General features: G+C 45.4%; 15 protein-coding genes. 5 read left to right on the top strand and 10 right to left on the bottom strand.

The genetic code is table 11. The features are described from left to right. Window positions 1–3: 3 nt before the first annotated feature. From LZG73_RS19820 to LZG73_RS19810, 3 genes are all read right to left on the bottom strand, one after another. Complete coding sequence (locus LZG73_RS19820; protein WP_233853867.1) at window positions 4–1,014, bottom strand: zinc-binding dehydrogenase; 1,011 nt, start codon at window positions 1,012–1,014, stop codon at window positions 4–6. A gap of 12 nt (window positions 1,015–1,026) precedes the next feature. Then, a complete protein-coding gene (locus tag LZG73_RS19815; protein ID WP_233853865.1) occupies window positions 1,027–1,818 on the bottom strand; it encodes an NIPSNAP family protein in 792 nt (263 codons plus the stop codon). A gap of 100 nt (window positions 1,819–1,918) precedes the next feature. After that, window positions 1,919–2,950 carry a type IX secretion system membrane protein PorP/SprF gene (locus LZG73_RS19810; RefSeq protein WP_233853864.1) on the bottom strand — a complete coding sequence of 344 codons (1,032 nt, stop codon included), beginning with the start codon at window positions 2,948–2,950 and terminating at the stop codon, window positions 1,919–1,921. Window positions 2,951–3,285: 335 nt separating this feature from the next. Here LZG73_RS19810 and LZG73_RS19805 point away from each other — a divergent pair, with 335 nt between their 5' ends. The 3 genes from LZG73_RS19805 to LZG73_RS19795 all read left to right on the top strand — a co-directional run bounded on the left by LZG73_RS19805 (window position 3,286) and on the right by LZG73_RS19795 (window position 7,638). Beyond that, window positions 3,286–6,048 carry a PKD domain-containing protein gene (locus LZG73_RS19805; protein ID WP_233853863.1) on the top strand — a complete coding sequence of 921 codons (2,763 nt, stop codon included), beginning with the start codon at window positions 3,286–3,288 and terminating at the stop codon, window positions 6,046–6,048. 57 nt (window positions 6,049–6,105) lie between these two features. Further along, complete coding sequence (ruvB, locus tag LZG73_RS19800; protein WP_233853861.1) at window positions 6,106–7,131, top strand: Holliday junction branch migration DNA helicase RuvB; 1,026 nt, start codon at window positions 6,106–6,108, stop codon at window positions 7,129–7,131. 84 nt (window positions 7,132–7,215) lie between these two features. Next, window positions 7,216–7,638, top strand: coding sequence for a (deoxy)nucleoside triphosphate pyrophosphohydrolase (locus LZG73_RS19795; protein WP_233853857.1), 423 nt, complete (start codon window positions 7,216–7,218; stop codon window positions 7,636–7,638). Here LZG73_RS19795 and LZG73_RS19790 read toward each other — a convergent pair. After that, on the bottom strand, window positions 7,624–8,985 hold the full coding sequence (locus tag LZG73_RS19790; protein WP_233853855.1) for a dihydroorotase: 1,362 nt from the start codon (window positions 8,983–8,985) through the stop codon (window positions 7,624–7,626). The genes LZG73_RS19795 and LZG73_RS19790 overlap by 15 nt on opposite strands. Before the next feature lie 48 nt (window positions 8,986–9,033). Here LZG73_RS19790 and LZG73_RS19785 point away from each other — a divergent pair, with 48 nt between their 5' ends. Then, window positions 9,034–9,726 (top strand): ComF family protein, encoded by a 693-nt coding sequence (locus LZG73_RS19785; protein WP_233853853.1) that lies wholly within the window; start codon window positions 9,034–9,036, stop codon window positions 9,724–9,726. Between the two features lie 51 nt (window positions 9,727–9,777). Here LZG73_RS19785 and LZG73_RS19780 read toward each other — a convergent pair whose 3' ends face one another. Further along, window positions 9,778–11,049 carry an SUMF1/EgtB/PvdO family nonheme iron enzyme gene (locus LZG73_RS19780; protein ID WP_233853851.1) on the bottom strand — a complete coding sequence of 424 codons (1,272 nt, stop codon included), beginning with the start codon at window positions 11,047–11,049 and terminating at the stop codon, window positions 9,778–9,780. 140 nt (window positions 11,050–11,189) lie between these two features. Beyond that, on the bottom strand, window positions 11,190–14,543 hold the full coding sequence (mfd, locus tag LZG73_RS19775) for a transcription-repair coupling factor (protein WP_233853842.1): 3,354 nt from the start codon (window positions 14,541–14,543) through the stop codon (window positions 11,190–11,192). Between the two features lie 491 nt (window positions 14,544–15,034). On the opposite strand from mfd, the gene pnuC reads away from it, so the two are divergent. Further along, the gene (gene pnuC, locus LZG73_RS19770) at window positions 15,035–15,652 is read left to right on the top strand and encodes a nicotinamide riboside transporter PnuC (RefSeq protein ID WP_233853841.1); all 618 of its coding nucleotides are present in this window, start codon (window positions 15,035–15,037) and stop codon (window positions 15,650–15,652) included. Here pnuC and LZG73_RS19765 read toward each other — a convergent pair. From LZG73_RS19765 to LZG73_RS19750, 4 genes are read right to left on the bottom strand one after another with little or no spacing between them, the layout of a single operon-like run. Then, window positions 15,649–16,092: a barstar family protein gene (locus LZG73_RS19765; RefSeq protein WP_233853840.1), complete on the bottom strand. Its 444-nt coding sequence runs from the start codon at window positions 16,090–16,092 to the stop codon at window positions 15,649–15,651. The genes pnuC and LZG73_RS19765 overlap by 4 nt on opposite strands. Before the next feature lie 57 nt (window positions 16,093–16,149). Then, window positions 16,150–17,649, bottom strand: a complete 1,500-nt coding sequence (locus LZG73_RS19760) for a c-type cytochrome domain-containing protein (protein WP_233853839.1) — start codon at window positions 17,647–17,649, stop codon at window positions 16,150–16,152. Between the two features lie 23 nt (window positions 17,650–17,672). Beyond that, the gene (rhaM, locus tag LZG73_RS19755; RefSeq protein WP_233853837.1) at window positions 17,673–17,993 is read right to left on the bottom strand and encodes an L-rhamnose mutarotase; all 321 of its coding nucleotides are present in this window, start codon (window positions 17,991–17,993) and stop codon (window positions 17,673–17,675) included. A 24-nt stretch (window positions 17,994–18,017) separates the two neighbouring features. Next, complete coding sequence (locus LZG73_RS19750) at window positions 18,018–19,493, bottom strand: DUF1501 domain-containing protein (protein ID WP_233853835.1); 1,476 nt, start codon at window positions 19,491–19,493, stop codon at window positions 18,018–18,020. Window positions 19,494–19,633 lie beyond the last annotated feature (140 nt).

Here is a 19,633-nt window from a genome sequence, read left to right as displayed (position 1 = left end):
GAGTTAGATTTTCAGAACAATTTTCCCAAACTGCTGGCCTGAATCCATCAAGCGTAATGCTTTTTCCGCTTCATCTAGTGGGAAAACGGTGTCAATGATCGGGATAATCTGTTTCTGCTCAACGAACCGGATCATATCCTGAAATTCGGATTCTGTTCCCATTGTTGTGCCGAGAATGTTGAGTTGTTTGAAAAAAACTTTGGCTGGGACAATGTCGGTGATGTTGCCGGTTCCGCCGCCGTAGAAGCAAATTCTCGCTCCGGGAGCCGCAATGTCGGTTAATCTTGCGAAACCTGCACCGCCCGCGCTGTCGATGACGACATTAAAGTAACCCAACTTCGGCCCTCTTGCTTTTACCAATAAATCTCTGAACCAGGTTGGGTTTTTATAGTTAATCCCTCCTTTTGCCCCTAGTTCAATTGCTTTCTGAATCTTTTGATCGGAACCAGACGTTACCCAAACTTCTGCTCCGGCTGCAATCGCAAATTGAATGACGAAGAGCGCCACGCCTCCGCCTGCGCCCGTAACCAGAACTTTGTCGCCCGGCTGGTATTTTCCACGCGTATGCAATGCGCGCCACGCCGTTAATGCACCCAGCGGCAATGTTGCGGCCTGTTCAAAAGAAAGGAAAGCTGGCTTTTTTACCAGATAACGGGCTTCTACTTTGACAAATTCAGCAAAAGTCCCGTTATCCGGCAAACCTAATATTTTGTGCTCTTCGCCGTAAAAGTCAGGATTATCACCCCAATTCTGGGAAGGATTAATGATCACTTCTTGTCCCAGCCATTCTGGATTAACGCCTTCACCCACCTCACTTACAATGCCCGCTCCGTCGGAACCGGGAATGATAGGCGTTGTGATTTTAGGATAAAGGCCTTTCTGAATCCAGACATCGCGGTGATTCAATGAAGCTGCTTTCAGCTGAACAACCACATCCCCGTACTGAGGCTGTGGCTGTTCAACTTCTTCTATAACCAAAGGCTCATGGAGATTCTTAATTACAGCAGCTTTCATGCATTCAAAATTTTAAATGTCTGAGTAATCCGTTGGTGTCAGGAAGAAGCTTGTGTTCTTCGAAACATTGTTTTGATACTCAGGATTCACTTTCAATTTATTCCATTCTTCGTCAGAACCGAATGCTTTCCAATGTTCGTCGCGGGATGCTTTGTTATCAAATGTGGTCATGTACATCAAATTCGGCTGGTGGCTTCCGGCAACAACTTCTGCATAAAAAACCGCATTGAAACCAAGGCGCTCAAAAAGAGGCACTTCACCGCCGTCATTGAACATTTTCACTTTGTTCTGATAAATTTTCTCTGTGTGACCTTCGTAGCTGCGCAATTCGTAAACACGGTCTGCTTTCGGGCCGGTTAACCCTGGCTTTTTGTGCATTGGCATGCCTGTAAATGCTTGCAAAACAATCGTTTCGTAACGGGCGTAAGGCGCATTTTTGTAATCAGCGTCAATGTAATCTTTTCCAGCAGACGCGTATGCTGCATCTTTTGCAAGCGTTTTTGGCAAGTCCAGCAATTGCTCCATTGATTTCAACGGCGTGAAAACATAAATCAATTTACCGGCAGCCGCTGTGTCCGAAGCAACAGGTTTAAAAACGCCAACATTCTTTATCCCAGCACGGTGCATGGCGGGAATATATGCGTCTTTGAGATAATTTTCAACGCGTGTTCCCTGCTCAGCGTTTTTGAGTTGATAAATTCTGATCTCGTAAAATTCTCTTTTTGGGGGAGCTGCAGCAACGCTTAAAATTACTGCAAACAAAAATACTGCCGTTGAAAGGCCGGCCTTCAAATAACTTATCATGGTTTTGGTAAAAAAGTAATAGGTGGATAATTGTAGGAAAAAGACTGCTAAAAAGCTTTCTACCGCTATACGCCACGAAAAAATTTACCAAAAACCTTTTTTAGAATTTCGGACAGGAAAGCTGCTTCTTGCTGCTCTTGCTGCGCCTTGGTTTTGATTCAATCGGATCGAACACATAAGAAAGCGAGATCTCATGCGCACCACCGCTGCTTGCGCCTAATGTAGAAATGGTGAGGTCATAACTGTAACCAATTGAGAATTTATCCTGACGATAACCGGCCAGGAAAATAAGTGCTTCGTGGTTATTAATGTTCTGTTCGTATTTTTTGAAAGGAATGCCTCTGTACCAAGCTCCCAGAACCAGCGGTTCTATTGTTGCATACAATCCCGCATCAAATTGATCATATTTCCCTTGTTTTTTATACATAATGGCAGGAGAAATGGTCTTTTCCTTATCAATTTCATTTCCTAGAAATGTATATCCTGCAAATGGAATCCTCAATCCAGCCTGAAAACTCGTCTTAACAGGCAACCGCGCTTCGGAAACGGAAGAGAATGCCTGATTGGGGCGATTCAAATGATGTGCCGAAATCCCGGCCCAATACCAGTCAGAATAAAGCATCAAGCCCGAACCAAAATCTGCATAATTTACATTGGGTCCGCCGAGCGCAAAGGGATCTTCCGAAGGCGTTCCGGTAAGTCCGCCATTGTTATATTGATCACCAAATGTCAGTCCAAAATAATCCAGTTTACGTGAAGCAAATCCGCCTTGAATACCCAAACGGAGCGAAGTAACATCATTTAAACGAAGCTGATAAGAATATTGAAGCGCAAGATCCGTTGATTTGAGGTTACCAAGTCCCTGGCTATCCATTGTTACCAAAACGCCTAATCCGCTATTGTAATTGGGCAAAAAAACATCTGCACCAATGGAAGTCGTTACAAAATTCGCTGAAAGCGACGGCCATTGATTTCTATAATTGATCGTTGCACGCGGCGCAAGCGCACCACCAGCCAGAGCAGGGTTCAGATATAATGGGTTGGCGTAAAATTGTGAAAACTGCGGGTCCTGACTCCAACCTTTCAGGCAAAGCAGTGTCAGTACAAAAAGGAGAAGTAAACGCTTTGTCATAAATATTTCTTATAGCCGCACGATCAGGAGCGGAGGGAAAACAAGCTCAAAAAAATTACAAAATTAAATTCACAAAATATCATCAAATTGCGTATCAATATTCAAATTAGAGTGGTTTTTACGACATAACCGCACAAAATTTTAACATTTTATTTTCGTTAGTATTGTCAGTTAATCTGAATATTGATTGTGGTGCGTGGGGGTGTTTGAACAAGTAACGAAACATGGGGCGATTTTATAATAAGTATCAACAAATATTTTATTCAACATTCTTTCTGATACTGCTAACCACAGTGTTTGCAAATGCGCAAGACTTTATCGTCGAAGGGCAATGTATGCAGAATCCCGATTGCGATGCGGATTCAACCACATTCAGGGATACGCTAAGCACGGCCATTGCGTGGCAATGGAGTTTTGGGGAAGGTGCAGCCACGGACGCGCGGCGCATTGCACAACATTCTTATATGGCACCTGGCTCCTACACGGTTACGCTGTTGAGAACATTGCGAGGGGGCGCAAAACAGACCATTTCAAAAGTTGTGCAAATTGGCGAATTGCCCCCTGCTTTCCAGGAATGGAAAACGGACACGACAATTTGTCCGGGTGATACATTAATCCTTGATCCTTATCCCCAGGGTGCGCCGGCCGGAGCAAGATATGTTTGGTATCCCAAAGGCGACACAACCCAAACATTAAATGTCGATAGTTCAGGCTGTTATTCGGTGGAAGTTATTTTGCCAAATGGCTGTAAAATCCAGGATCGGATTAATGTCAAGATTTGTATGGAGCCGTCCAATCAGGAAGGTGCCAAATGGTTTTTCGGAGGAAATGCGGGGCTAGATTTTTCAAACACTCCTCCCACGCCGATCACGGACGGCAAGCTCAACACGCCCGAAGGAACCTCATCCATAGCCAATTCCAAAGGTCAATTACTATTTTACTCTGATGGGATAACGGTCTGGAACAAGAATGGCGAGGTTATGCCGTGTTTTGAGCAGCCCAATTGTCCGCCTTTGAAAGGAAGCCCGAATTCCACCCAATCCGTGCTCATTGTGCCGCAGCCCACTTGTAAGGGCTGTGAATATTTGTTCAATGTGTTTACGACGTCGGATATCAACGGTGAAAAGCTGTTGACTGTTAGCGTTGTTGATATGCGGCGGAACAATGGTTTGGGTGCGATCATTGAAACCAATACAACATTACAACAGCCTACAACAGAACGTATAGTGTCTGCACGTAATGACCGCGACAGCACTTACTGGGTTATTTCTCACGATTATGGAACCAATAAATTCCGCATTTTCCATGCCACAACCGGCGGTTTGGTAGAATCAAGCGCTCCTGAATTGGGCATGAAGCATGACAGCTTGGGAAAAGCGGAAGGTTATATGAAATTTTCGTCGCCCGATAGTGCCACCGGACAACGCAGACTGGCAGTTATCATTCCCGGTCCGCCCAAAAATTATGTTGAATTATTCAGTTTCAATGACTCAACAGGCGTATTAACCTATGATAAAACCGTAGATCTGGGTGCCGCGCCGCCCACAGCTTATGGAATCGAATTTTCGCCCAGCGGGGAGAAAATGTACATTTCATTCTCCGGCGAAAACGGCACCAGTTCTTATTTAAAGCAATACGACCTTACATTGCCGGATAGTTTGCTCACGGAAACGGCGATAACCATTGACAGTTCGGCCACTCGGAAATTTGGAGCATTGCAATTCGCCCCTGACGGAAAGATTTATATGGCCATTGAAGGCAGTGATTATCTTGCAGTAATCGGCGAACCGGAGGGAAACTCGCTGACAGGCGTTGATTATGAGCGTGATGGCGTGAATCTGGGTGGCAAAAAAAGCCAGTTGGGTCTGCCAAACATGGTTCAGGATTTTACGCAAGAGTCGTCCGGCCCGGGTTTCGAAGCAAGCGGTTTTTGCACAAATGAACCCACAACTTTTGAAGCGAGCCCCATTTGCGATCCGATTGAGGACACTTATCAGTGGGATTTCTTAGGCGACGGAAGCTTTACAGCGCCATCCAAAGAGCAAAAAGCCACTTACACTTACACCAAACCAGGCACATACATGGTGCGCATGCGCGCAACCAATAAATGTAAGGATACCACGATTGTGAATGAAGTGGTGATTTTTGAGACACCTCCTCCGATCAATCTGGGTGCAGACAAAGACACTTGCGGTGCATTCGTTCCTTTGGATATGGGCGTTCAGGCTGAGGTTTATGCCTGGATTCACCGTGGAAGAGTGGTTGGGCGCCAAAAAACTTACAGAGCAACTGCAACCGGTCGTTACATTGCGGTTGCATTCAACGGTCCGCAAGGAGAATGTTTCTCAGCCGACACCATTGAAATCACGTTGCGCCGCCCACCAGCATTTTCGATAGGACCGGACACAACATTATGCCGCGACAGTTCGATCGTTCTGACTGTTCAAAGTGATCGTTGGATCGAGTTCAATTGGAGCACAGGCGAGGATACAAGAGACATAACAGTTGGTCAGCCAGGCTCTTATTTCGTGATTGTGAAAGACCGCAACGATTGCTTCAATTCGGATACAATCCAGGTTGGCGAGTTGCCTTCACCCATTTTGAATCTTGCCCCAGAATATTCGATATGCATTCCGGATGGTCAATCCGTTATTCTGGATGCGAACGGACAAGGCGTTCAATCTTACAACTGGCCACATTCAGGCGATACGACGCGGACCGTCACGGTTGCTGCAGAAGGCACGTATAAAGTGATTGCCGTGAACAAGGAAGGTTGCGTTACAGAGCAATCCACGGAGGTTATCGACCGTTGCGAACCACGATTCTTCATTCCGGATGCATTTACGCCGGATGGAGAAGGGCATAATGAGATCCTGGAAATTTTCGGAGCATATTATACCAATTTCTCGATCCGGATTTACAATCGCTGGGGCGAAGTCATTTACGCTTCTACCAACATTGAAGACCGCTGGGATGGAACCTATAAAGGCCAGAAAGTGCAGCCCGGCGCATATCCTTACGTAATCTCATACGAAGCGCTTTATTATCCCGAACGTGCTCCGAATGTGAAGCGCGGATCGGTGATGATCATTCGTTAAGCTTCTTTTTGCAGATTAAAACGAGTAATTTTGGTTACGTTTATTTAGCCGATTATTATGCGTCAGGATTATTTGTCCGGAGATAAAGAAAATCTTTCCAATACTGAAAAAGACGTTGAGCGGGCATTGCGCCCGCTCACTTTTGATGACTTCACGGGTCAGGATAAAATTCTTGAAAATCTTAAAATCTTTGTTCAGGCAGCACGCCAACGCGGCGATGCGCTGGATCACGTTTTGCTTCACGGCCCTCCGGGTTTAGGAAAAACGACCTTATCCAACATTGTGGCCAATGAGCTCGGAGCTGGAATTAAGATCACGTCCGGCCCGGTATTAGACAAGCCCAGCGACCTTGCGGGTTTGCTGACAAACTTGCAGGAGCACGATGTTTTGTTTATTGATGAAATCCACCGCCTGAACCCCATTGTGGAGGAATATTTGTATTCCGCGATGGAGGATTACAAAATCGATATCATGCTGGACAGCGGCCCGAATGCACGCAGCATTCAGATTGGCCTAAATCCTTTTACATTGATAGGCGCAACCACACGCGCCGGAATGCTTACTTCACCGCTGCGTGCGCGATTTGGCATTAATGCGCGTCTGGAATATTACGATGCGCAATTATTATCAACGATTTTAAAACGCTCAGCCGCCATTCTCGGCACGCCTTTGGAAGAGGACGCTGCATTTGAAATTGCCCGCCGTAGCCGCGGAACACCGCGTATAGCAAACAATCTTTTGCGCCGGACACGCGATTTTGCACAGGTTAAGGGCAATGGAAAAGTGACCGTTGCCATCGCCGAAATGGCATTGCTTGCGCTGGACGTGGATCAGAACGGATTGGATGAAATGGACAACCGGATTTTGTCAACAATCATTCAGAAATTCAAAGGCGGACCCGTCGGCATTTCAACCATTGCCACGGCTTGCGGCGAGGAAGCCGAGACGATTGAAGAAGTGTACGAGCCGTTCCTGATCAAGGAAGGTTATATGAAGCGGACCTCACGTGGCCGGGAGGTTACGGAGAAGGCTTACAAGCACTTAGGGATTCTGCCAACTTACAGGTCGGGCGAGCTTTTTTAAAAATTGTATTCTGCTAAGTTTTAAGAATTAATCGCATAATAACATTAGATGTGGTAATTTTGCGGTAAATTACTAAACGCCTCTATGATTGAAGTACTGGTTTCCGAAAAGTTGGTTGTGAGAGTGCCCTGTGCTGTGATTGAACATAATGGAAAAGTACTGGCTGGACAACGTAGCGCTGCATTATCATTCCCCCTGCAATGGGAATTTCCCGGGGGCAAGTTAGAAAAAGGTGAGACCGACGAGGAAGCACTCGCTCGTGAAATTAAGGAAGAGCTTGACGTGGAAATTGAAATTTTAAGCCGACTCCCCGAAACGTCAAAAGATCAGGGCTGGCGCGAAATTATTCTTGTCCCCTTTGTTTGCAGGCTTAAAACACTCAACATTACATTATCCGAGCACGAGCAAATATTATGGGTTACACCAGGCCAACTGCCCACATTGGACTGGACAGAAGCTGATCTCAATGTAATTGAGAATTATTACAACTACTTAGCGACTAAATAACAACCGCTGCCCCTTCACATCCTCATTAAATTTCCCGTTTTCATAAACCAGGTTGCCCGATACAAATGTGTGTGTCACGCTCGACTGGAAATTGACGCCTTCAAACGGTGACCAACCGCATTTGGAATGCAGATTAGCGGCCTCTACTTTAGTCTGCGCATTTGTGTCAACCAGGATCAAATCTGCCCAGTAACCTTCGCGGATATAACCGCGGTTACTGATTTGAAACAAGTCCGCAACGGCGTGGCTCATTTTCTCAACGATTCTTTCTATTGAGATTTTACCAGCTCTATTTAATTCCAGCATTACATTTAATGTATGTTGCACCAAAGGCAAGCCCGAGGGCGCCTGCCAGTAACCTTGTGCCTTTTCTTCAATCGTGTGCGGCGCGTGGTCTGTTGCAATAACATCGATGCGGTTATCCAGCACGGCTTGCAAAATCGCCTCCTTATGGTGCGGGGCCTTGATGGCGGGATTGCATTTGATTTTATTTCCGAGCGTGTGATAATCCTCTGCATCAAACCATAAATGATGCACGCAGGCTTCGGCAGTCACTAATTTGGGCTGGCCGCTGCTCAACAAAATTTGCCCGTTAGTCCTGATTCCCCGCTCAAAAAGCACGACTTCATCTCCCGTCGAAATGTGTAGAATGTGCAACCTTGTGCCGTGCTTATGCGCCAGCGAGCTCGCAAATGTGGATGATTTCAAACAAGCTTCTTCATTTCTGATCAATGCGTGAATGTTATAAGGCACATTCTCTCCATATTTTTCTTTAAAATGCTCCATCCGCTGACGGACGGTCGGCTCATCTTCACAGTGCGTGGCAATGATGCACGGGGCGTTTGAAAATATTTTTTCCAGCACTTCCGGCGAATCCACCAGCATATTGCCCGTTGAAGAGCCCATAAATATTTTAATTCCGCAAACTTCCGCCGGATTTGTCTTCATCACTTCGTCATAATTGTCATTGGAAGCACCCATGAAGAAGGAATAATTCGCTAGCGAAGTGTCGGCGCCAATCTTGTATTTATCTGCTAAAAGCACCTGAGTAAGCGTATTAGGAACCGTGTTTGGCATTTCCATAAACGACGTTACGCCGCCAGCAACCGCTGCTTTTGACTCTGTGTAAATATTGGCCTTATAAGTTAGTCCCGGTTCCCTGAAATGCACCTGATCATCAATCACACCCGGCATTAAATATTGTCCTTTTGCGTCAATGATACGGTCCGCTGCCAAATGTTGTAAATCTTTTCCGATGCGCTGAATGTGACCATTTTCAATTATTACGTCTAATTCATTGATCTCGTTCTCATTGACAACTTGTGCATTTACAATCAGCGTGGTCATTCGGGAAGTGGTTTTGATGTGATGCAAAGTTATTTAAAACCCTCAAAAATGAATCTGAAAAATTTTTTAAGTGATTTCAGTGACCTTATTTTTCCAAGATGCTGCGAGGCGTGCGACCGCTCATTGGTTGGTAACGAAGCCACGATTTGCACTTCCTGCATGATTTCATTGCCTAGAATCCAGTTAAATGGCCTGCATCAGGATGTTATTCGATATAAATTTGTCAATGTTCCGGAAGTGATCTTGACACATTCTTTTTTGCTTTTTACCAAAAAAGGCAAAGTGCAGCATCTTTTGCATGCATTGAAATACAAGGGAAACAAGGAAGTGGGCTTGAAACTAGGATTTATGTTTGGACAGGAAATGATGACGGCTGGACTGCTTCCGAATGCAGGACTGATCATTAGCGTGCCTTTGCACAAAAAGAAAAGGAAAATCAGAGGCTATAACCAAAGCGATCTGCTCGCAGAGGGCTTTTCGAACGCCACCGGAATTCCCTGGTCTGCAACGGCTTTGGAACGAATAAAACACACCGCAACACAAACAGGCAAAAGTAAAACGCAGCGGCGGGAAAATGTGGAAGGTGTTTTTGTAGCAAAAGAAAAAATCATTCACGAACATGTGATTATCATGGACGACGTGCTCACCACCGGCGCAACTTTAGAGGAATGTATGCAAACATTAAAAACGGCAGGCTGCAAATACTTTACCATTCTAACAATCGCATTGGCCGAACATTAAAAAAGGCCCTGCTCTGTGAGCAACGCCTTCCTAAATTCTGATATTTTAATCTTACTCTTTATGACTTCCGGTGGCAATCATTGCGCAACGGAAACCAACCATTGCAGTCGCTGAATCCTGATCCATATAGCGACGTGTTCCTGGTGAAAGCCAATATGCAACGTCTGACCATGAACCGCCTTTGAAAACTCTCAAATTATCGCTAACCAAGGAGTTGCTGTTTTTACTATCGTAATTTTTGGCCTCATCTTGATATCCATCGCGACGGAAGGAGTTCAAGTCATTTACATCACTGTTTGAAAGCGGGCGATAAACGTCATAAACCCACTCGCTAACGTTTCCAGCCATGTCATACAAGCCAACATCATTGGCAGGATATGAACGAATTTCTTGTGTAATGATCGCGCCGTCATTTGATTTACCTGCAATACCCGCGTAGTCACCAGGACCGCGTTTGAAGTTTGCCAGCATTGTTCCTTGCTTACGGCCGCGTGGCTGACGCATTGTTGAACCATCCCACGGATAAATTCTTTGGTTCGACTGGTTCTCATCAGAATATTGCGTTCCAATCATCGCCATAGCGGCATATTCAAATTCTGCTTCTGTTGGCAGACGGTAAGGAGGCATTACGTAACCACTTTCGATTCTAAGCTGTGGTGCTGATGTTTCGGCAGTCGCAACTGCTGCATCGGCTGCCGCTGCATCCTTTTTCTTCTTGCCAAAAGAAAAACCTTTCTTTTTCTTGCCTGCTGACGCTGCTTGCCCTGCTGTGTTGTTAGCCAAGCTTACAGCAGCCGTCCGCCATGCGCAATAATCATTTGCCTGAACCCATGACACACCCACAACCGGATACAAACGGAAACCTGGGTGACGCAAATACATCGTTACATATGAATCATTGAAAGACAATTCGTTATACCAAACGTTGGTATCAGGCAATGCTTTACTGTAAAATTCCTCAGATGAGTCTCTTTGAACTGCATTTAAATATTCAAGATAATGGACATTTGCCACCTCTGTCTGGTCCATGTAAAAGGATTGGATACTGACAGTACGTTTTGGATTATCCCGTCTGCTCATCACTTCTTCCTCCAACGAACCCATTGTAAACCGGCCACCTTCGATATAAACAAGGTCGGGGCCTGCTGGCAATGCCTTATACTGTTTGACCTCAAATCCGTCCTTGCCGTTGTAAGCCAAACCCGTTTTAGAGCTTGTTTTACCAGGTTTCAGAGACGTTGGTCGCTTCTTTTTACTACATGAAGTAGCCGCTAATAACACAATCAGAATCAACGCGATCGACCGGATACCCATCTTATGCATGCAAATCATTGCTTTAAAGTGACTTAAGTGTTTGGTATTAATATAGTATGCGAAATCGCAAATGTAAGAAATGAAATGAATTTTTTACTAAAAATCAATTCTGGATCATCGTGACCCGGTTCTGGATCATCGTGACCCGGTCAATGTGACCCAGTCATCTCCATCAGAACGTTCCTGGCTTGTTCGATGCTTTTAATGTCTTCACAAATCAGCATCAACTTGCCTTTCTGGTCTTTTAAAGCAATTTTTCTTGGGTGTTGTTTAATGTAATCGATCACCTTTCCAAACTTCGGAGACTGAAAGAATTCATCGTTCTGCGAAGTAACGAAGTAGCCTTTCAATGTATTGCTTTTCAAAGTTAATTTTTCAAAGTGCAAAAGCTCTGCTTCCCAGCGCAAACGCACCATTTTCAGCAAATCCTGAACCTCTGGCGGCACCGGGCCAAACCGGTCCAAAATCTCTTTTTCAAACTTGGCCAGTTCCTCTTCCGTCGAAATATTGTCGAGGCGGGTATATAACGACAATCTTTCTGAAATATTTTTGACGTAATCGTCCGGAATTAATGTTGCAAAATCGGTTTCGATCTGGCAATCCGGAACCAGTTTCGAAGGCAAGCCTAATGCGGTTGAAAACAGATCTTTAAACTCATTATTTTTCAATTCCTGAACGGCTTCATCAAGCATTTTGTGATACAATTCATAACCCAGATCATTCACAAAACCACTTTGCTCCGCGCCTAGCAAGTTACCCGCGCCACGAATGTCCAAATCGCGCATAGCAACTTTGAAACCGTCGCCCAATTCCGAAAACTCTTCTAATGTTTGCAAGCGCTTCCTGGAATCACTCGCTAATGTTGAAACAGAAGGCGTTAATAAATAGCAAAATGCCTTCCTGTTAGAGCGTCCTACACGCCCGCGCATCTGGTGCAAATCCGACAGTCCGAACATATGCGCAGAGTTAATAATGATCGTATTTGCATTCGCAATGTCAATTCCGGATTCGATAATGTTGGTTGAAACCAGCACATCGTATTCACCCTCAATGAAATTGACCATCACTTTTTCCAGCTTATCGCCGTCCATTTGGCCGTGCGCGACGCCTATGCGCACATCGGGAACGAGGCGCATGATAATGTTGGCGATGGATTCAATGTCATTAACCCGGTTATGGACGAAGAAAACCTGCCCGCCGCGCTGCACTTCAAAACTGATCGCGTCACGAATAAACTCTTCACTGAATGTATGAACTTCCGTAGTAACCGGCTGACGATTAGGCGGCGGCGTGGCAATTACCGAAAGGTCGCGCGCGCCCATAAGTGAGAAATGCAATGTTCTGGGAATAGGCGTTGCGGTTAATGTTAAAACGTCCACATTAACGCGCATTTCCTTTAATCTGTCCTTTGCTTTTACACCGAATTTTTGCTCCTCATCGACAATAAGGAGTCCCAGATCTTTGAATTTCACATCCTTGTTCAGAATGCGGTGGGTTCCTATTAATATGTCAATTTTGCCTTCCTCAGCCTGTTTGAGCGTGTCCTTGATCTCTTTTGTAGATTTAAAGCGATTGATATAACCCACTTTCGCAGGAAAATCAGCCAGACGTTCGCTGAATGTTTTGAAATGCTGCATGGCCAAAATCGTCGTAGGCACCAGAACGGCAACTTGCTTGCTGTCGCAAACCGACTTGAATGCTGCGCGAATCGCGATTTCTGTTTTACCAAAACCCACATCACCGCAAACCAGCCTGTCCATGGGATGCGCTTTTTCCATATCCTCTTTCACATTGGCTGTGGCAGTGGCCTGATCGGGCGTATCTTCATAAATAAAGGACGATTCCAGCTCGGCCTGCATGTAATTGTCGGGCGAAAATGGAAATCCGGGTGCTTGGCGGCGCTTCGCATATAATGCAATGAGCTCGTGCGCAATGTCTTTAAGCTGTTTCTTAACCTTCGATTTTTTGGCTTCCCATTCGCCTGAGCCCAATTTGCTCATGGCAGGCGGCGTGCCTTCCTTTCCAGTATATTTGGCGATCTTGTGCAGGTTGTGCACACTTACATAAAGCAGATCATTGTCCCTGTAAATCAAGCGAATGGCTTCTTGTTCCTTGCCATTGACATCCTTTCGCTCCATGCCCGCAAACCGGCCAATTCCATAATCCACGTGTGTCACAAAATCACCCGGATGCAGTGATTTCAGCTCTTTGAGCGTGATCGCTTTCGATTTGCTGAATTTTTCTTTGAGTCTGTATTTATGAAAACGCGCAAAAATCTGGTGATCCGTGTAACACGCCACTTTCATATTATCGTCCACAAACCCTTCCCGCAGCGAAATGTGCATGGGACGGAATTTCACAAACGGGTCCAGATCTTCAAAAATCCTTTCAAGCCGGTCAAGCTGCTTTGGCTGCTCGGCGACGATAATGTTCACATATCCTTTTGACTGATTTTCAGACAAATCGTCGAGCAATCTTTTAAAATCTTTATTAAACGAAGGCTGTGGTTTGGAAGAATAAGGCAGCTTGCTTTCTGTTTTGAAATAACCTTTTTTACCAAATTCAACCGTTTTAAACTTCTTAACCTGATTTAAAAACCCTCTCCGCGTTTCGAAAAGGTCCTGCGGATTGGAAACGATCTGAACGCCGCCGCCTGTGACTTCTTCCAGCGCTTTTTCGGCTTTTTCAAAACAATTTTCAATGATTTCCAATGTCAGCTCTGCATCCTTGAACCACAAAACCGTTTCAGGCGCAAAGAAATTAAGGAACGATTCGCGCGTCTCGTGCGAAAGCTTTTGCTGAATGTCGGGCACAATGTTGATCTGCTTAGCCGTTTCAATAGAAAGCTGCGTGTCGGGGTCAAAGGAACGAATGCTGTCCACTTCATCGCCAAATAATTCGATGCGGAACGGATGCTCGTTAGCAAAAGAAAACACATCTAAAATCCCCCCACGAACCGAAAATTGGCCTGCTTCGAACACGAAGTCTGTGATTTCAAATCCATAACTCGTCAAAAACTCAGTCAGGAACGACGGATCAAGCTTTTCTCCAATCTTAACCGAGAATGTGTTGGCTTTCAATGATCGCTTGTTGATCACTTTTTCAAACAAAGCCTCAGGATAAGTAACAATTTGCAGCGGAACAGATTTACTGACATTCAGTTTGTTAAGGATCTCGCCGCGCATCAGCACATTGGCATTGTCCACTTCCTCATAATGATAAGGGCGCTTATAGGAAGTCGGGTAAAACAAAACTTCTGTTTTACCAATCAAATTCTGCAAGTCATTCTGGAAATAGGCTGCCTCTTCCCGGTCGCTCAAAATATAAACTGCGGGGGTTTTCTTTTTGTCCTGGATAGAGGCCGCAATAACGGCATCCAGGCTTCCCACCAATCCTTTGATCTGGACATGCGACGCTTCCGGATCTTTCGAGGCAATTTGTGTACTCAGAATATCGAGATAACTGTCACCTTTATAGAGTGTTAATAAGTCTTTAACTTCCAATTATGTATAGTAAATAAAGCGTTGGTTCGCTGCGTGAATGTAAATGCAAAAAGCCGTTTCAGGATTTTCCCTGACCGGCATTTAGGATAACAATGGTTTTGTACAAAATGTTTGCCACAAAAGTTTTGCCGCAAAGCGTTTGCCAAAAAAGATTTGCCCCAATTATCTTAATACAAAAATAGCTCGAAACACAGAAGACGGCAAATTACAAAATTGTTAATCATTGGGTTTTGAGAAATTCATTCGCAATAATCGTATTCGTTGGTTTTCGAGAAAACCATTTTGCAATGCATGACCCCGCAGAAGTGCGTATTTCGTCAAACAATTAACACATTCCTCGAGAGATTATCTGTTTCTAGAAAAATCCATTAGCCGAAACCGCCAACTCCTGAGAAGTTCCCTAATCATCGGCAAGGAGGCCTCGCCGGGGCAAGAATTTGCGATGTAAATGTATATTTACCTTTTAAACTCATAAACCCTAAACTCTTATTATGTCCGATTGGCTCAATCAAACCATTACTTTGGCTGGCATTGCGACCAACTGGCTTGAAATACTGGGCTTCATCACCGGCGCGATTTATGTATATTTCAACACTCGGCAAAATGCTTGGGGATGGCTTTTTGGAATCATTAATGCAGCACTTTATGCCGTGGTTTTCTGGCAGGTGCGACTTTATGCAGACACGGGTTTGCAGGGTTATTATTTCGTCACAAGCATTTACGGCTGGTGGATGTGGAAATTTGGCGGAAAAAATCATGACGGCATCAGCGTAACACGCACGCCAGCCCGCTTATACACGATTTTCGAATTGATCTTTATTGTAGGAACCGTTTCCTGGGGATTTCTATTGGGGAAATTTACAAACGCGAGCCTCACTTACGCCGACTCCGCACTAACCATCGGCAGCCTCATCGGGCAATATATGCTGGCGCGTAAATATCTAGAAAACTGGATCTTGTGGATCATCGCGGATGCCTGCTATGTGGTCATGTATTTTTACAAAAACCTGCATCTCACTGCGATTTTATATGCCGTTTTTCTTGCGCTCGCGGTCATTGGTTATGTGCAATGGCGGCGAGATATGATGCGGAATGCCGCAGTTGTCTAGCTCAAAACCCAAAAAGGAATTTCCTGGTCCTCCAACAATGTTCTGATGCGCTCCGAATCCTGGAAAATGATCTGTAATTCCTTTTGAGGCGTGCCTTCTTCCTCATCCATCCATTTCCAATCCTCGGCAGTCGCGTCCAGAATGTCGAGAACAGACAAAAGTTTTTCGTCCGATTTCTCTTTTATAAGCCAGTCCGCCGAGTTTTCAATGTAAATAATGACCTTTTTCTCCTGAATCCATTCGAGGTCATTCAGCATTTCGTCCAGCGCTTCCAGGCTTTTGCTGTCTGTTTCCGGAAAACGCATGGCTGCCGAAAGTTCCTGATAAAAATCTTTGAGAGAAGTCGCCTTGCGGCCATCGATTTGCGCGATGAAAGCGCCGAGGGACAGCGTCTTGACATCCGAATCATCCTTGGCGATCAGGAAGTGCGTGTTTTTCATAGGTTTTTGAGCCGATTACAGAGGTGCAAGTTAAAAAATTCACCTGCAACATTGCAATTACAATGCCTTCGATTTCGCTTTCAGCGTCGTTGTATCGCCCGCTTTCAAAAACGCTGCAACAGCCGCTTCGTTAAAACCATTGACGATCATTACATTCGGATATTTCCTACTGACCTCATTTACAACCGAATCCGTAACGGCCGACTGCCAAACATACACCGAACGCAATCCTTTGAATGCGGCCACTTCTCTAAGCCCGGAATCGCCGACTTTGGTATTTACCAAATTAATATATTCCAATAAAGGCAACGATTTCAAATGCGCAATGCCCGCGTCCGTTACAATGGTGTGTTCCAAATGCAGCTTGTTCAGGTTTTTAAATTTTGACATTTCCTTTAAAGCGGAGTCTGTGATTTTTGTGTCGCCGAGTTTCAGCCAGGCAATCTGCTCGGCTATGGGCGCAAGCAATGTTATGTCTTTGTCCGAAAAATTAGGCGTGTTTACTGCGCTCACTTCCAGCAGGTTTTGATCCTGCGATAATGCATTTACGATCAATCCGGCCTTCCTTAATGCACTCAAATCCTTCTCACTCGCGGCTGGCACCTTAACATTTTGAATGGCAGAAACAGTGTTTTTTGCAGTTGCATTGGCCGCGCTGCTTGTTCCTAATGCAGCCAATGCCGGTTTTACTTGGTCTGAAATGGTTAGCTCGGCCACTTTTTTATCCGCAGGCGCGCCCTGATCAATCCACCAGGAAATCAATGTAATCTGATCTGTTGCCAATTGCGGCTTGCCTTTTGGCGGCATGTGATCATCGTCGTTTTCAGGAAGCAGGCAGCGTTTGATCATATCGCTTTCAGCACTTTTTCCGGCTACAAATGCGGGGCCGCCTTCGCCGCCTTTCAATAATAAAGCCAGCTTATCCATTCGCAAATCGCCCTTTTGCTTGCTTTCGTTATGACATTGCACGCACCGCATTTCCAGGATCGGCTGCACCACATCTTTGTAAACCAATGCCTGGTTCACGTCAGCGAGCGGCTTTATTTCCGTAACCGCCTCTTTTACAGGCGACATTCCAGCCAGACTGCGGAATGGTTCGGGTGTGTATTGGGTCAAATATGCTTCCCCATGTGTGAGCGATCCGCCATGATGCCCGGCAGAGAGCAATAACAATGTAGCGAGTGCAAACGCGGGCAAGTAAATGATTGAAGCAAAAGGAATTATATTGTGAAAGCGATCTGATTTAACGATCCATGCAATCCAGGCAAAAACGGCAACGCCTATCCCTTGCCACATGTGATCACTCAGCAATTCATCATCGTAACCGCCTCCTAATGACAGTAAATATCCCGCAACGCAAGCAATGGTGGCACTTATCGCCGACCAGAACAAAATAAATGAAATGGCGGATTCGCTAACCTGCACTTTGCCCGTGCGCCGCCCGATTTCAAGCAATGCGGCAATCAGCAAAAATCCGATGGGCAAATGCACCAGCACCGGATGAAACCTGCCAATAAAAAGCGCCCAGGATGAAGCCTGCAAGAGGATATGCAACATGGAGGGTTACTAATTTTATATAATTAAAGTCTGAAAACCTCCGGACAAGCGACCGTTTTAGGAGAGTTATCAGCATTAACTTCCATCAGGTCAGCCATATAATCCCACCATTTTTTCATAATGGGCAAGGATGCCAAATCTGCTGTCTGATCGTTGCTTCCCTTTTTTTGGAATGCAAATAGCGCCAATGTGGCCTCGTCCAGAAAAATATAATATTCCTTAATGCCGGCGTTTTTAAGCAGCTCAGCCAATTCAGGCCAGATTTCGTCATGCCGTTTTTTGTATTCCAATTGATTGCCCGGTTTCAATTGCATCCGGAATGCCGAAATCGTATCCTGCTCCATTAAAGCTTATTTTTTGACCAAATGTTATGCAATGACCTGTTTGATGACCTTTCCCTCGGTGTCCGTCAGCCTGAAATTTCTTCCCTGAAAAGGATAAGTGAATTTTTCATGATCAAAACCCATCAAATGCAGGATAGTGGCCTGTAAATCATGCACATGCACGCGGTCTTTTACACCATAATAACCCAATTCATCAGTTTCGCCATGGACGTAACCTTGCTTTGTGCCGCCGCCTGCCATCCACATCGTGTAAGCATCCAAATGGTGATCCCTACCCATATAAGGCATTACCAATCCATTCCTATTTTCCTGCATAGGCGTCCGGCCAAATTCCGCACCCCAGACAATGAGGGTTTCTTCCAAAAGTCCTCTCATTTTCAAATCCTGAATCAGTGCAGCGATCGGTTTGTCGGAAAGCTGACATTTGTTTCTTAATCCGCCTTCCACATTGTCACCGGCAGATGTTCCATGGCCATCCCAGCCCCAGTCGAAAAGCTGCACAAAACGGACGTCGTTTTCAATTAACTTCCTGGCTAGCAAACAATTCATGGCAAATGTTCCCTCGCCTGGTTTCACGCCATACATATCCATTATAAATTGCGGCTCCTTGGAAACGTCCATCACCTCAGGCACAGACATTTGCATGCGAAACGCCATTTCATATTGACTGATCCGCGTCAGGATTTCCGGGTCCTGCACATCTTCGTAAGTCTGCTTATTGATTTCATTAATTGCCTCAATGGTCTGCTTGCGCATATTGCGGTTCATGCCATTGGGATCGGTCACATATAACACAGGATCACCGCCTGTCCGGCATTGAACACCCTGATAAACAGAGGGTAAGAAGCCACTTCCATATACACTTTTCCCCGCATCTGGCTGCCTGCCGCCCGAAGCGAGCACAATAAATCCCGGCAAATTCTGGTTTTCAGAGCCCAATCCGTAGACCGCCCAAGCGCCCAAACTCGGACGTCCCAGCCGCGCGCTGCCTGTGTGCAGGAGCAACTGTGCGGGTGCGTGATTGAACTGGTCGGTGTGCATTGCTTTCAAAAAAGTTATTTCGTCAGCAACGGTCTGTAAATAAGGCACATAATCTGACATCCATGCCCCGGATTGTCCATATTGTTTGAATTTCCCTTGCGGCCCCAGCATTTTGGGCACTCCTTGAATGAATGCAAACTTTTTCCCTTTCAGAAATTCCGCAGGACAGTCTTTGCCATGATATTTTTCCAGTTCAGGCTTATAATCAAAGAGTTCAAGCTGGGATGGCGCGCCAGCCATATGAATGTAAATCACCCGTTTGGCTTTCGGTGCAAACTGCGGAATTCTAGCAAATGCGGCCTGTGTTTTTTCCGAAATGTCACTACTCGAGCTTCCGCATGAACCCAGCAAAGAGCCAAGCCCCAGCGCACCCAGTCCGAATCCGGCTGATTGCAGGAAATGGCGCCGAGTTTGTCGGTGCAAGTCAGCATGTTGGAGTTCATTAAGTAAGTTTTTCATCTCTCTATTAATTGCCCTGGGCTTAAGCCCAGGGCAATGTTTTTGTTATTGTCTTTTTCTTTAAGCATTCTGCGAGTTGAAACTCGGAGAATGTCTCTCATATTTCTTTCAATTGCCCGGGGCTTAAGCCCAGGGCAATG

Source organism: Dyadobacter sp. CY326 (assembly GCF_021390515.1).
Classification (GTDB): Bacteria; Bacteroidota; Bacteroidia; order Cytophagales; family Spirosomataceae; genus Dyadobacter.
The sequence above is the reverse complement of the archived record's forward strand: the minus strand, read 5'-3'. Positions and strand labels throughout refer to the sequence as shown.